Source organism: Brevibacterium ravenspurgense, from assembly GCF_001584615.1.
In the GTDB taxonomy this organism is placed as follows: domain Bacteria; phylum Actinomycetota; class Actinomycetes; order Actinomycetales; family Brevibacteriaceae; genus Brevibacterium; species Brevibacterium ravenspurgense.
In genome coordinates this window covers 517,403-530,993 of record NZ_LQQC01000010.1, presented here as the reverse complement: position 1 = coordinate 530,993, position 13,591 = coordinate 517,403, and the positions used below count along the sequence as shown (strand labels likewise).

Below are 13,591 nucleotides of genomic sequence, written 5' to 3'. Positions count from 1 at the left end.
CTCAGTCTTCGTCTGGCAGTGTTGGCAGAGAAAGCGTGTCGGTCGGGTTTTCCGGAAGAGGACCGAAGACTACGGTACGTTCCTCGTCATCCTGTTCTTCATCGACTTCGATTTCGCTGCGGTACTGCGCGTACCACTGCTCGATTTCTTCGTGTGAGCGCCCAGCGAAGTTCCACCACATGACGATTTCCTCGTCGAAGGGCTGGCCTCCGAACAGCACAAGTCGCGTGGGGACATCGGCGGAGAGCCGAACGGTGCTGTTGCCCTGGGGGATGAAGGCGAGCTGTTCCGCTTCGATGACTGCTGTTGTGCCGTCTGCGAGTGTCAGCTGAGCTTCTCCGGAATCAACGAGCAGGCCGTGTTCAAAATGCTCGCTCAGCGGAATCTCGGCCGTGCCGTAGATGTCCAGCTGTGCTGCGACGACGCTCACGACAGGGTCGATGGGGGAGCGAACCTCACCCACTGATCCCACATAGACCGTGACTTTGCAGTCGCCGGCGTAAAAGCATTCCGCGGGATAATGCTGGGTGGAAGCCGGAGCAAAACGGTGCTTGTCCGGAAGCGCGTACCACAGTTCCACCCCGTGGAGGATCTCTGTGTCTTCCGTTGTGAACTCGGAGTGTGAAGCCCCACGACCGGCTATGAACAAAGATGCTTCGCCGGGTTCGACGGTGACAGAGGTGCCTGTTGAGAAGGTCTCTGTCAGGCTGCCGCTGAACAGCATCGGCATGCACGCGACACCCGCATGAGGGTGCGTGGGCGAGGTGAGCTTGCCGGTTTCGTCGTCAACGCCCTGCGGACCGAAGTGGTCGAGGTAGCACCACGGGCCGATCATGCCCAGCTCGTCGTGAGGCAGGGCGCGGCGCAGCGGAACGCCGTGCGTGTCTACGCTGCGGATATCGCGGGGTTCGACAACGGTCAGTTCAGTGGCATCGGCTGCCGTGCACACATGAACGCGGGGCCGCTTTTCCAGATTGCTCATTGTTCGTCTCGCTCCTTGCGAGGGTAACCAGCTTAGGTCGACGGACGTCGGCAGATACGGCGTTCTGCCGTGCCCACCGCGATGACCCTAGCACTCGCGGCTCAAAGCCACCGGCAGCAAAGCATCCGCGGCGTGTGCGAGTGCTCAGAACAGGCGGGATTCTGAATCGTCTACTCCGCGCATGGCATCGTAGTCCAGAATGATGCAGCGGATTCCGCGGTCCTCTGCGAGGGTGCGCGCCTGGGGTTTGATTTCCTGGGCGGCGAAGACGCCCGTGACGGGTGCCAAAAGAGGGTCTCGATTGAGCAGCTCCAGGTATCTGGTGAGCTGCTCAACACCGTCGATTCCACCTCGTCTTTTGATTTCGACGGCGACCGAGGCGCCCTCGCCGCTGCGGGCGAGGATGTCGACCGGTCCGATGGCCGTCATGTATTCCCTGCGCACGGTTGTGTAGCCCTCGCCGAGCGTGTCGATCTGGTCTGCCAGCAGCTCCTGCAGGTGTGCCTCGACTCCGTCCTTGATGAGACCGGGGTCGACGCCGAATTCGTGGGTGATGTCTTCGAGGATTTCGGCAATCGAGATGATGAGCCGGTCCTCGGTCTTTTCGGCCGCGACAGTCCAGACTTCCCGGATGCCGGCTTCGGCCTGTTCGTCCGTTGGTTCGTCCACCCTCAGCTGTGCCGGTGCGGTCATCCAGTTCAGCGGCTTGTAAGAGCCGCCGTCAGAGTGGACGAGCACTGAACCATCGGCTTTGAGCATGACAAGCCGCTTAGCCATGGGCAGGTGGGCGGTCAGACGACCGACGTAGTCAACACTGCACTGAGCAATCACCAAACGCACGTCGCACACTCTACGTGACACAATGATGTCTATGCCACGCTCCCCATCGAACCGCCGCCGCAATAAGTGGCAGCAGCCGCATCGACCCCTGTCGTCGATGAACTCTGTGCGCCGTTCGATCACGGAATCCGACGGCACGTGGATTGTGCAGCAGATCCGCAGCGGCACACCGGGCAAGGTCTACATCTGCCCGGGCTGCAATCAGGATCTCCCCGCCTCCACACCGCACACCGTCGCGTGGCGCTCAGGCGATGAGTTCGGCTGGGGGACCGGTGTGGGGGAGCGTCGGCACTGGCACACCTCGTGTTTCAACGCCCGCAGCCGTCGGTGAATGTTCCGCGCTGATGCAAAAACCGGCGCCGCTGCTGCGACGCCGGTTTTCTATGCTGCAGGTTTCCTAAGCTGACTGGTCAGCTGTTCGGGTTCTTGGCCTGGGATGGGCCGCCCACCTGACCGTTCTTCTTATTGTCGGGCTGAGGGCCTGCGGGCTTCGCCTGAGCGGTCTTTGCGTCCGAGCTTTGTCCGGCAGCCTGCTGGCCGGAAGCCGCCGGCTTGTCGCCCTGTTCGTCTGTCTTGTTGTCTTTGCCCGAGGTGCCGCTCTTCTTCTGTGCCGAGCCTTCGGCTGCTTTGAGCTTCTCGAGTTCTTCCTTCGATCCGATCTTTTCGGTGGGGTAGGCGGCTGCCTTGATCTGGTCGGAACGGTCGTCTTCGAGGTCGACGTCGTCGAAGAGTCCGGGCGCGCTGAACATGGAGCGCAGCTGCTCCATCTGGGCGGTGATGGTGCGGCGCTGCTTGGTCAGCAAGTCGACCTGCGACTGTGCCGCGGACACCGAGCGCTTGGCTTCTGCAGCGGATTCTTCCAGTGTTGCCTCGGCGGTTTCGCGTGCTTCGTTGATGAGTTCCTGAGCGCGAGCCTTGCCATCAGCGATGATCTTGTCGGCCTTTTCGAGAGCTTCCTTGCGGGTCTTCTCGGCGCGCTCAGCCGCTTCCTTAGCATCGGCGTCGGCCTTGGCTGCCCGGTCAGCGGCCGCCTTCTGCAGCTTCTGGTTTTCTTCTTGGGCCTTGGTAAAGCGCTCGTTTTCGGCCTTTTCGTGGTCGGCGCGGATCTTGGCGAGGCTGGCAGCCTGGGCGTCGGCGGCCTTTTTGGCCTCAGCCGACTGCTTTTCGGCTTCTGTGCGCAGCGTGTTCGCTTCGGCCTTGGCCTTTTCCAGAAGCGTGTCGGCTTCCTTCTTGGCTGCGGCAATCGTGTCTGCAGCTTCCTTTTCTGCAGCGGCGCGCTTTTCATTCAGTTCGCGCTTGAGCGCTTCGTAGGAGTCAGACTTTTCTGCAGCGGAGTCGTCGCGGATCTGCTGGGCTTCGCGCTCAGCGGTCTGCTTGAGTTCCGCGGCGCGCTTTTCTGCGGCATCGATCGTTTCAGAAGCGCGCAGGTCTGCAGCCTTGGCAGTAGCCTCTGCTTCTGCGCGGGCGCTGTTGAGCGTGTCGTTGCTTTCGGTGTGCATACGAGCACGTGACGACGCGGCGTCTGCGCGGGCTTTGTTGCGGATGGTTTCGGCATCCGCGGTTGCCTGGGCGAGCGTTTCGCGTGCCTGGGATTCGGCGATCTTCAGCAGCTGGTCGATGCGGCTGCCGGGAGGGCCGGCCTGTGCTGCGTTGTCGTCAGCTGCCTTTTTCAGCTGCTGCTTGGCTTCGGAGAGTTCGCCTGCGATCTGCAGCTTTGCGCGGTCAGCCGCGATGACCTGGCTGCGAGCGTCGGAGAGGGCCTTGCGGAGGGATTCGATTTCCTGCTTGAGCTGGCTCAAACGCGAATCGACTTCGTTCTTTTCGTACCCCCGCATTGCTGTGCGGAATTCTTCCGGTTGTGTCACGGTTCCGATTCTCCTTCGTCCGAATGCTCTGCGTGCCCGGCGATGCAGCCGTCAGGCGCGCCTCAGTGCTGAGCCACTAGGGGCAATTCTACGTAGTCAGCTTCACATTTCCTCAAAGAGGGAGCCCCCGCGGGCCGCAGTGTCGTGGGTCACTGTCGGTGCTCTAGGATTGTTCCCAAAGTGAGGCGAGACTCACTGAAACCTCAGCAAAGGAGTTCTCATGGCAGAAGCCGTCATCGTCGCCGGTGCCCGCACGCCGCTGGGCAAGATGTCCGGTGGACTGGCAAGTCTTTCCGCAGTCGATCTTGGAGCACACGCCATTAAGGGCGCGCTCGACAAGGCCGGAGTCGCTCCGGACGCCGTTGAATACGTCCTCATGGGGCAGGTCCTGCAGGCCGGTCTCGGACAGGGTGCTGGCCGTCAGGCCGCAGCTAAGGCAGGCATCCCCATGAACGTTCCGGCCGTCACGCTCAACAAGCTGTGCCTGTCGGGCATCAACACCATCACCCACGCCGCGATGCTGGTTCGCTCCGGCGAGTACGACGTCGTCGTTGCCGGTGGCCAGGAATCGATGACGAACGCGCCGCACATGCTTGAGAAGTCGCGCGCCGGCTTTAAGTACGGCACGATTCAGATGCGCGACCACATGGACTACGACGGTCTGTGGGATGCCTTCACGGATCAGGCCATGGGTGGGCTGACCGAGTCGATGAACGATGAAGACGGCGTGCACTTCTCACGCGAAGAACAGGACGCTTTCGCCGCGCAGTCACACCAGCGCGCCGCTAAGGCCTGGGCTGACGGCAAGTTTGCCGACGAGGTCGTGCCGGTCACGATCAAGACCCGCAAGGGCGAAGTCGTCGTCGACAGCGATGAAGGTGTCCGCGCCGGCACGACCGCTGAATCCATGGCCGGTCTGCGTCCGGCGTTCCGCAAGGACGGCACCATCACCGCCGGCAACGCCTCGCAGATCTCTGACGGTGCTGCGGCCGTTGTCGTCATGAACAAGGACAAGGCGGTTGAGCAGGGCCTGCCGATCCTTGCGGAAATCAAGTCGCACGCCTGGACTGCAGGCCCGGACTCGACGCTGCAGCACCAGCCCTCGCAGGCCATCAAGGCCGCTGCTGAACGCGAAGGCGTGGCAGCGGACTCGTTCGACCTGTACGAAATCAATGAGGCTTTTGCCGCGGTGTCGCTGGCTTCCATGAAGGACCTCGGCATTGATGATGAGCGTGTGAACGTCAACGGCGGTGCCGTGTCCCTGGGTCACCCGATCGGTGCCTCGGGAGCGCGCATTGTCCTCCACCTCGCCCTGGAACTTCAGCGCCGAGGCGGAGGCAAGGGTGTCGCCGCCCTCTGTGGCGGCGGTGGTCAGGGTGACGCTCTCATTGTCGAGGTGCCGCAGGCCTGATCCTGTCTGAGTGACCTCCGCAGGGGTCGGCATCGGGGTGATCCGATGCCGACCCCAGCTGTCTGTGTGGGCACGACCGCACAGCCGGGGTCGTCGAAGTCGCGGCGGGCGCTAGAATGGCGTGCTGAAGCCTCCATAGCTCAATGGATAGAGCAACGGCCTTCTAATCCGTAGGTTGCAGGTTCGAGTCCTGCTGGGGGCGCTTCTTCAGCCCGGGCGCGTGGTGTCACAACCACGGTCCGGGCTTAATCGTTCTTCGTACATTCGTCACACAGAATTCACACAATTGGATCCTGTATGTCAACCGTCTGCGTCACTATGAGGCCACTACGGAAAGGCTTTCTATGTCGCAGACAACCAAACCTCAGCAGAACATCTCGGTGAAACCCGGTGGTCCCGGTTTCCTGGGACCGGACCGTTGGTGGCACATTTCCTTCGGCGGCCTCATGACGATCGCGCTCGTCGTGTTCATGGTGTGGTCATTCGGCTACGTCGACGTCGGAGCGAACAAGGTTGTCCTAGTGCTGACGGTCCTCTTCGGACTGTTCATGGCCTTCAACATCGGCGGCAACGACGTTGCCAACTCCTTCGGCACGAGCGTTGGCGCCGGCACCCTGTCGATGAAGCAGGCGCTCGTCATCGCCGCAATCTTTGAAGTCAGCGGCGCAGTCCTGGCCGGTGGGGAAGTGACCGAGACCGTGCGCTCGGGCATCGTCGACCTCAATGCGATCGACCTTGAGCCCATGGACTTCGTGTTCATCATGATGTCAGCGCTGCTGGGCGCGGCCATCTGGCTGCTGGTGGCAACCCGTATGGGCTGGCCCGTATCGACAACCCACTCAATTGTCGGCGGCATTGTCGGTGCAGCCCTGACCCTGGGCATCACGACCGGCACCGGCGGTCTCGAAATGGTGCAGTGGGGCGAAATCGGCAAGATCGTCATGTCGTGGGTGCTTTCACCCCTGCTGGGCGGAATCGTCGCCTGGGTGCTGTTCGGGCAGATCAAAAAACACATCCTCGTCTACAACGAGGAAATGGACGTGAAGCTGCGCGAACTCAAGCGCGAACGCGCTGAACTGCGCACTAAGCACAAGCAGGCCTTCGAACGTCTCGACGAACTGCAGCAGATCTCGTACACAAACGCCATGGCGCGCGATGCCTCGGTCTACCAGCGCGACGACTACGATCCGGAAGAATTCGAATCGGAGTACTACCGCGACCTGCACCGCGTAGAAACCCGGGCCAAGGAAATCAACGCGCACCGCGCACTGGAGGCATGGGTGCCCCTGCTGGCAGCTTTCGGCGCCGTGGTCATCGGCTCGATGATGCTGTTCAAGGGGTTGAAGAACCTCAACTTCGAACTGAGCTCGGTCGGCAACTTCCTCATCCTGGGCATGATCGCAGCGACCGTGTGGATGGCGGTCTTCATCTTCGCGCGCTCGCTGAAGAAGCGGGATCTGTCGCGCTCAACGTTCCTGCTGTTCAGCTGGATGCAGGTTTTCACGGCCTCCGCGTTCGCCTTCAGCCACGGATCCAACGACATTGCCAATGCCATCGGACCGTTCGCGGCGATCCTCGATGTGCTCAAGACCAACCAGATCAATGACGAGGCGGGGGTCCACCCGGCTGTCATGCTCACTGCAGGTGTCGCCCTGATTTCCGGTCTGTGGTTCATCGGCCGGTTCGTGATCAAGACCGTAGGCTCGGGACTGACCGAAATGCACCCGGCCTCCGGCTTCGCCGCAGAGCTTGCCGCCGCCGGTGTGGTCATGTTGGCCTCTGTTCTCGGTCTTCCGGTGTCCTCGACGCACATCCTCATCGGTGCTGTTCTCGGTGTCGGCATTGTGAACAAGGCGGCCAACTGGAACCTGATGAAGCCCATCGCACTTGCCTGGGTCATTACGGTGCCGGCTGCCGCGGTGATTGGTGCGATCGGAGTCTTGGCTCTTCGCGCCGTGTTCGGCTGATTCAGTCCGTGCTCGCTCTGTGCTGGTTCTGCTGTCCCAGCACAGAGCGAGCACAGTCGTTTCTGCGGGCGGTTCCGCAGCCCGCGCACAGCAAGCTGTCCCGCCCTGTCCGGCGCGGCGAGTGGAGACAAGCTGAAAATTTCGTCAAAGTGAGTACGTGACTTCCCACCGACTGAACCTGCGTGCCAAAGCAGTGCCGATCCTTTCGGACGCTGCGGCGCGAGTGCGCGCTGCCGACTTTCCCCTGCACACGCAGAGGGCTGAAGAGGGTTCCCAGCTTCAGCGCGCTCTGGGCACGCAGATCTCTGAGTACCTGCTTCCGCGTCTTCGTGACCCCGATGCACCGCTGCTGGTCGTCGTCGGCGGGTCCACCGGCTCTGGCAAGTCGACGCTCGTCAATTCGATCGTCGGCGAAGAGCTCACAGAGTCCGGTGTCATCAGGCCCACCACGGTGTGGCCGGTGCTCGTACACCATCCGGAAGATCGGTCCTATTTCGCTTCCGACCGGATCCTGCCGCACCTCCAGCGCACCCGTGACGGCGGTGAGGGCGCTAAAAGCCAGCAGAAGCTGCGCCTGGTGGCCAGCACTGCCGTGCCGCGGGGACTTGCGATCATCGATTCGCCGGACATTGACTCCGTGCGCGATTCCAACCGCGAACTGTCCCGGCAGCTGCTGTCGGCTGCAGACCTGTGGCTGTTCGTCACGACTGCTGTTCGCTACTCCGACGCGGTCCCGTGGGACCTGCTGCACCAGGCCGACGAACGTGGCACATCAGTCGCCGTCGTCCTGAACCGCGTGCCGCCCCAGGCCAACCGCGAAGTTCGCCACCACCTGGCTCAGCTGCTCGCCGAGGCGGGGCACGGATCCGCGCCGATCTTCACCGTTCCGGAACTGAAGTTGGAAGACGACCTCATTCCCGAGGCAGCCGTGTTCCCCCTGAAGTCGTGGGTCGAGAACCTGGGGAGGTCACCTCGTGCCCGGACCGCGGTCCTCGAGCGCACCCTTCAGGGCGCCTTGGCCTCGGTGCGCCCACAAACAGAAGTCCTCGCCGACTGCGCAGAAGAACAGGTGCGCGCTTACCGCGAACTGCAGGAAGCAGCAGAAGGCAGCTTCGGCGCGGCCGGCAGGAGGCTGGGCGAGGCTCTTGTTGCCGACAAGGTGCTGCGCGGTGAAGTGCAGGCCAGGTGGCAGGACTTCGTCGGCACCGGCCAGTTCTTCCGCGGTCTCGAACCGACCGTCAGCCGTCTGCGCGACCGCATCACCTCAGCCGTCACTGGCCGGCGCGACAGTGCCGATCTGCTGATTCAGGCGATTCTGTCCTCAATTGTCGTGCTGGTGCGCGAACAGGCCGTTCGTGCCTCGGGTTCGACAGTCGACACGTGGCAGGAGCTTCCGCATGGACGACCCGTTGTTGAGCGTCACCCCGGCCTTGGCTCGCTGCCGGCGGGCTTTGACCAGCTGTGCCGTCAGCGCGCTGCCGAATGGGCCGCGAGTGTGGAAGACACCGTGCGCAGCGTCGGTCAGTCGAAGACTGCGAAGGCCCGCATCATGTCCTTTGGCGTCGCAGGTGTTTCCGGGGTGCTGATGTATGCCGTGTGCGCCGGTGCTGGGGGAACGGGGGCGTCTCGTGCAGGCTCAGCAGAGCACGAGGACCGGCTGGCAGTGCACCGTCTGCTCAACACGATCTTCGGTCCGGAAGCCACAGAAGAGCTCGCCGCGAGTGCGCGCCGGCGCTTGCTTGACACAGGGCTGAGTCTGCTGTCGAGGGCCCGTGAGCCCTTTGAAGACGCGCTTGCCTCCGTTGCCGTCAGCGGAACCCAAGCTGATGATCTGCGCGCAACCGTTCGCCGACTGGAAGGCCTGACGTGAACCGCTCCGACGAACTGTCCAAGGGCATCCGCACCGCGCTCGACCTTGAAGGCGGTGCGCTGTCCGCTTCAACCGCGCAGGCTGCCGCCGAGGTGCTCCGTCGGGCCGAAGCACGCCGCGGTCTCGGCAGTGAGCACACCGTGGTGGCCTTTGCAGGTTCCACCGGCTCCGGTAAGTCTTCTCTGTTCAACGCGGTCTCCGGCCTTGAAATCGCCGAGGTGGGGGTCCGCCGACCAACCACCTCGGAACCTATTGCATGCGTGTGGGGCGAGGGCGGAGACGACCTCCTCGACTGGCTCGAAGTTCCCAAATCCCGGCGTACGTGGCGCGAATCCGCTCTCGACGGGGATGACGAAGAGCCGCTGCGCGGTCTGATTCTCATTGATCTTCCCGACCACGACTCGACCGCCTACGCCCACCGGGAAGTCTCGGACCGGCTCATTGACATGGTTGACGTGGTCTTCTGGGTTGTCGACCCGCAGAAGTATGCGGACTTCTCGCTGCACAACCGCTACCTGTCGAAGATGTCAGCGGCAGCCGAAAGCACCGTTGTTGTGCTCAACCAGGTTGACCGCCTTGATGCCGAACAGAAGAAGGCCACCCTGGGCCACCTGCGCAGCCTTTTGGAAGCCGACGGCATGGAAAAGGCCACAGTGGCAGCCGCGAGTGCCGTCACACGCGAAGGCGTGCCCGAGATCCGTCGTCAGCTGGTCAAGATGATCGAAAGCCGCGAAGCCGGCAAACGCCGCATCGAACAGGAGCTTGCCGATGTCGCCGGGCGCATTCGCGCCGAACTGGGCCGTCCGGTTGACGACCCGGAGCAGATTCCCCAGTCGGACATCCTCATCGGCGCTATGAACGAAGCCGTCGGCACATCGGCCATTGGGCAAACCGTGCACGATGACTACGCCCGTCGCGCATACGCCAAGACCGCCTATCCGCTGCTTGCCAAAGCATCCCGCGGAAAAGCCGACCCGCTTGGCGCCCGCCACGGGGGAGACCGCGAAGTTCTTCTGCGGGCGGCACAGCCGGAGCTGACACAGCCGCAGACCGCACGCATCAATCTGGCGGCCCACGAGGTCATCAGCGGTGCCACGCGCAGACTACCCGCAGCGTGGAAGCGCGCCGCGGCAGCAGCGGAAGATCAGAGTGCCGCTCGCATTTCAGCAGATCTAGAATCAGCTGTCTCGAGTGTCGACATTTCGCATCGCCAGCCCGGCTGGTGGGGTGTTGCCAGCTTCTTCCAGTGGCTGTTCTTCATCCTCACGATCCTCGGGATCATCACCACTGCAGCGGCCGCTGTCTTGATCTTCTTTTTCCCGGAAATTCTGTGGACGGCCCTACCGAACATGCGGCTCAGTGTCTTGGGCCTGATTGCCGCCGCACCGCTGGTGATTGGCATTATCGGCTCGATCATCACGTCCGTCTTGGCCGCGAATGCCAGGCGCAAGGGCGCTGATGATGCCCGAGCCCAGGTGGAAGAAGACATTGAGCGAGCAGTTCACTCGGCCGCGAAGGACAATGTGTTCGAACCCGTGACGCGGCTTCTGCGCAAGCACAGGGAAACCTATGACGCTCTGAGCTGAGCAGCTGGGCGTCAGTGCTCTGACGCTGACTTGTGCGCTCGGCCCTGTGGACGGTCCTCCGGCTTTCCACAGGGCCTTTTGCACTCTTCTCTGAACGTTTGCGGCTGGTGACCATTGCTGTACCTCTTCTGATCGAAAGGAACAGCAATGCAGCACTACACCTACCTCGTCGGCAATGTCGGCAGCGATATTCGTTCGGGCACCGCTTCGAACGGCAGCACCTGGGCGAGCTTCCGTCTTGCGGTCAACGACGCTTACCGCACAGATGACGGCACGTATGTCAATCGCCCAACCACCTGGTACGACGTCAAGGTCTGGAGGCCGTGGGCCATCAATGTCGCAGGCTCCCTGCAGAAGGGCCAGCGGGTCATTGTCATCGGCAGGGTCTCGATGGACCAGTGGGAAACCGAGACTGCCAGCGGGGAGCGTTTGACTGTCAACGCTCACGCGGTCGGTCCGGATCTGTCCTTCGGCATGGCGGTGTTCCGCTCCAATTCAGTTACGGCCGAAGAAAACGAGAAAATGGAAGAAATCAAACAGCGCCACAGTGACAGTCCGTGGGCCAAAGTCGACGCCCCCGCGGCAAGTGATGCCGGAGACTCGGATCAGCCCGCGGTCTCTGTCGACAGCGGTTCCTCTGCCAGCACGGACAGCGAACCGCAGATGGCGGCCGCCGGCACCGGGGGAGAAGGCCCGCCGTTCTGATTTTTCTGCCCCGTGCCCGGGCCGGCCTGCGGGTGCGGGCGCCGAAAAGGTACTACAGTTGTCTACTGTGAAACTCTTCGGCGCCCGCCCAGCAGCGGTTATCTCTTCCAGCGGCCTTGCCGCTCTTGTGCTGTCCGGCTGCGGGCTTTTCGGATCGCCCTCAGAACCTGAGGGCGGCCCAGCCGGCAAACAGACTGCGGAAGTCGAAAAAGTTCTCAAGGTCATCGAACCGCTGACGCAAAAAGACGGCATCCCCACGAGCGAAGAAACCCTCAAGGTTCTTCAAGACGGGGGTTACAAGCCGGAGGACATCGCCGCAACCCTGGACAAATCGCCTTTGGACCACGATGTCCCCTCGAAGGTCTTTGCCGTCAAAGTGAAGAAGGGCTGCGTCATTGGGGAGATCCGCAACGGCGGGGCCACGGCTGCCCTGTACCCGCCCTTGAAATCCAATGACGACTGTCTCATCGGCGAAGTCGACCGCCCCAAGGGCGTGAAAATGCCCGCGGGTGAACAGCGCGAAGAAGGAAGCGACGACAACGGCGCGGGTCATCTTCCGGGCGAAGACATGCATCAGCGCAAAGACGACGGACTCTGATACCTCGGATTAGCTGATCGGGAGCCCTGCCGATACCCTTAGGTGCTATGGCAGAGTTCATTTACACCATGCACAAAGCGCGCAAAGCGCACGGTGACAAGGTTATTCTCGACGACGTTTCCATGTCTTTCTTCCCCGGTGCGAAGATCGGCATGGTCGGCCCCAACGGTGCCGGTAAATCAACCATCCTCAAGATCATGGCTGGGCTCGACCAGCCCTCGAACGGCGAAGCTCGGCTGTCGCCCGGCTACACGGTCGGCATCCTGCAGCAGGAACCGCCGCTGAATGAAGACAAGACGGTCCGCGAAAACGTCGAAGAAGCAGTCGGCGACATCATGGGCAAAGTCGCTCGCTTCAACGCAATCTCCGACGAAATGGCACAGCCAGACGCCGATTTCGACGCGCTCATGGAAGAAATGGGCAAACTGCAGGAAGAGATCGACAACGCCGATGCGTGGGATCTTGATTCGCAGCTGGACCAGGCCATGGACGCGCTGCGCTGCCCTCCCGGCGACGAACCCGTCACCCACCTGTCCGGTGGTGAGCGTCGCCGCGTGGCACTGTGCAAGCTCCTGCTGGAAAAGCCGGACCTCCTGCTGCTGGACGAGCCCACTAACCACCTGGACGCCGAATCCGTTCTGTGGCTTGAGCAGCACCTGAGCACCTACCCGGGCGCTGTCATCGCGATTACCCACGACCGCTACTTCCTCGACCACGTTGCGGAGTGGATTGCCGAAGTCGACCGCGGACAGCTGTACCCCTACGAGGGCAATTACACGACGTACCTTGAAAAGAAGAAGGAACGTCTCCAGGTGCAGGGCAAGAAGGACGCCAAGCTGGCCAAGCGCCTGGCAGATGAACTCGAATGGGTTCGCTCCAACGCCAAGGGTCGCCAGACCAAGTCGAAGGCACGTCTGGCCCGCTACGAGGAAATGGCGGCAGAAGCCGAGAAGACACGCAAGTTGGACTTCGAAGAAATCCAGATTCCGCCGGGCCCGCGCCTGGGAACCGTTGTGATCGAAGCAGAGAACCTGCAGAAGGGCTTCGACGGTCGCAAACTCATCGACGGGCTGTCGTTTTCGCTTCCGCCCAACGGCATTGTCGGTGTGATCGGCCCCAACGGTGTGGGTAAGTCCACGCTGTTCAAGACGATTGTCGGACTGGAAGAACTCGACGGAGGCACCCTCAAGATCGGTGAGACCGTCAAGATCTCCTACGTCGACCAGTCACGTGAGGGCATCGACCCGAACAAGTCCCTGTGGGAAGTTGTTTCGGATGGCCTCGACTACATTCAGGTCGGCCAGGTTGAAATGCCGTCGCGCGCCTATGTGTCCGCCTTCGGGTTCAAGGGCGCAGACCAACAGAAGAAGGCAGGTGTGCTCTCCGGTGGTGAGCGCAACCGCCTGAACCTGGCGCTGACGCTCAAGCAGGGCGGGAACCTGCTGCTGCTTGACGAACCGACCAACGACCTCGACGTCGAAACCCTGGCATCGCTGGAAAACGCTCTTCTCGAGTTCCCCGGCTGTGCCGTGGTAGTCACCCACGACCGCTGGTTCCTCGACCGTGTGGCCACGCACATCCTCGCGTGGGAAGGCACAGAAGAGAACCCGGCTCAGTGGTACTGGTTCGAAGGCAACTTCGAAGGCTACGAAAAGAACAAGGTTGAACGCCTCGGTGTAGAGGCAGCTCGCCCGCACCGCACCACGCACCGCAGGCTGACGCGCGACTGACGCACAGCCGCTGCCTCGCACAGCGCACAAACATGTG

11 protein-coding genes and 1 tRNA gene are annotated in these 13,591 nt (G+C 62.2%); 9 read left to right on the top strand and 3 right to left on the bottom strand.

Annotated features, from left to right (window positions below; all coding sequences use genetic code 11):
- Window position 1: 1 nt before the first annotated feature.
- Together Bravens_RS06955 and nucS are read right to left on the bottom strand one after the other, a co-directional pair.
- Complete coding sequence (locus Bravens_RS06955; protein WP_062021706.1) at window positions 2-982, bottom strand: pirin family protein; 981 nt, start codon at window positions 980-982, stop codon at window positions 2-4.
- A 144-nt stretch (window positions 983-1,126) separates the two neighbouring features.
- The gene (gene nucS, locus Bravens_RS06950; protein WP_062021702.1) at window positions 1,127-1,822 is read right to left on the bottom strand and encodes an endonuclease NucS; all 696 of its coding nucleotides are present in this window, start codon (window positions 1,820-1,822) and stop codon (window positions 1,127-1,129) included.
- A 31-nt stretch (window positions 1,823-1,853) separates the two neighbouring features.
- Between nucS and Bravens_RS06945 the strand changes: the two genes are divergently transcribed.
- Window positions 1,854-2,153: a hypothetical protein gene (locus Bravens_RS06945; protein ID WP_061512418.1), complete on the top strand. Its 300-nt coding sequence runs from the start codon at window positions 1,854-1,856 to the stop codon at window positions 2,151-2,153.
- 79 nt (window positions 2,154-2,232) lie between these two features.
- Here the strand turns inward: Bravens_RS06945 and Bravens_RS06940 are convergent, their stop codons facing one another.
- A complete protein-coding gene (locus tag Bravens_RS06940) occupies window positions 2,233-3,687 on the bottom strand; it encodes a coiled-coil domain-containing protein (RefSeq protein WP_062021699.1) in 1,455 nt (484 codons plus the stop codon).
- A 220-nt stretch (window positions 3,688-3,907) separates the two neighbouring features.
- On the opposite strand from Bravens_RS06940, the gene Bravens_RS06935 reads away from it, so the two are divergent.
- The 8 genes from Bravens_RS06935 to ettA all read left to right on the top strand — a co-directional run bounded on the left by Bravens_RS06935 (window position 3,908) and on the right by ettA (window position 13,554).
- The gene (locus tag Bravens_RS06935; RefSeq protein ID WP_061942543.1) at window positions 3,908-5,098 is read left to right on the top strand and encodes an acetyl-CoA C-acetyltransferase; all 1,191 of its coding nucleotides are present in this window, start codon (window positions 3,908-3,910) and stop codon (window positions 5,096-5,098) included.
- Between the two features lie 129 nt (window positions 5,099-5,227).
- Window positions 5,228-5,300, top strand: a tRNA-Arg gene (locus Bravens_RS06930).
- Between the two features lie 142 nt (window positions 5,301-5,442).
- Window positions 5,443-7,065: an inorganic phosphate transporter gene (locus Bravens_RS06925; RefSeq protein ID WP_082791068.1), complete on the top strand. Its 1,623-nt coding sequence runs from the start codon at window positions 5,443-5,445 to the stop codon at window positions 7,063-7,065.
- 157 nt (window positions 7,066-7,222) lie between these two features.
- Window positions 7,223-8,935: a GTPase domain-containing protein gene (locus tag Bravens_RS06920; RefSeq protein WP_062021696.1), complete on the top strand. Its 1,713-nt coding sequence runs from the start codon at window positions 7,223-7,225 to the stop codon at window positions 8,933-8,935.
- Window positions 8,932-10,521, top strand: coding sequence for a GTPase (locus Bravens_RS06915; RefSeq protein WP_062021694.1), 1,590 nt, complete (start codon window positions 8,932-8,934; stop codon window positions 10,519-10,521). The genes Bravens_RS06920 and Bravens_RS06915 overlap by 4 nt, the downstream gene beginning before the upstream one ends.
- Window positions 10,522-10,668: 147 nt before the next feature.
- A complete protein-coding gene (locus tag Bravens_RS06910) occupies window positions 10,669-11,226 on the top strand; it encodes a single-stranded DNA-binding protein (RefSeq protein ID WP_062021691.1) in 558 nt (185 codons plus the stop codon).
- A 67-nt stretch (window positions 11,227-11,293) separates the two neighbouring features.
- The gene (locus tag Bravens_RS06905) at window positions 11,294-11,824 is read left to right on the top strand and encodes a DUF6993 domain-containing protein (protein WP_062021689.1); all 531 of its coding nucleotides are present in this window, start codon (window positions 11,294-11,296) and stop codon (window positions 11,822-11,824) included.
- 47 nt (window positions 11,825-11,871) lie between these two features.
- The gene (gene ettA / locus Bravens_RS06900; protein WP_019175417.1) at window positions 11,872-13,554 is read left to right on the top strand and encodes an energy-dependent translational throttle protein EttA; all 1,683 of its coding nucleotides are present in this window, start codon (window positions 11,872-11,874) and stop codon (window positions 13,552-13,554) included.
- Window positions 13,555-13,591: the final 37 nt, after the last annotated feature.

Coding starts and splice junctions, on each gene's coding strand:
- Bravens_RS06935 (WP_061942543.1), top strand. CDS start 3,908: ATGGCAGAAGCCGTCATCGTCGCCGGTGCCCGCACGCCGCTGGGCAAG.
- Bravens_RS06925 (WP_082791068.1), top strand. CDS start 5,443: ATGTCGCAGACAACCAAACCTCAGCAGAACATCTCGGTGAAACCCGGT.
- Bravens_RS06955 (WP_062021706.1), bottom strand. CDS start 982: ATGAGCAATCTGGAAAAGCGGCCCCGCGTTCATGTGTGCACGGCAGCC.
- Bravens_RS06910 (WP_062021691.1), top strand. CDS start 10,669: ATGCAGCACTACACCTACCTCGTCGGCAATGTCGGCAGCGATATTCGT.
- ettA (WP_019175417.1), top strand. CDS start 11,872: ATGGCAGAGTTCATTTACACCATGCACAAAGCGCGCAAAGCGCACGGT.
- Bravens_RS06945 (WP_061512418.1), top strand. CDS start 1,854: ATGCCACGCTCCCCATCGAACCGCCGCCGCAATAAGTGGCAGCAGCCG.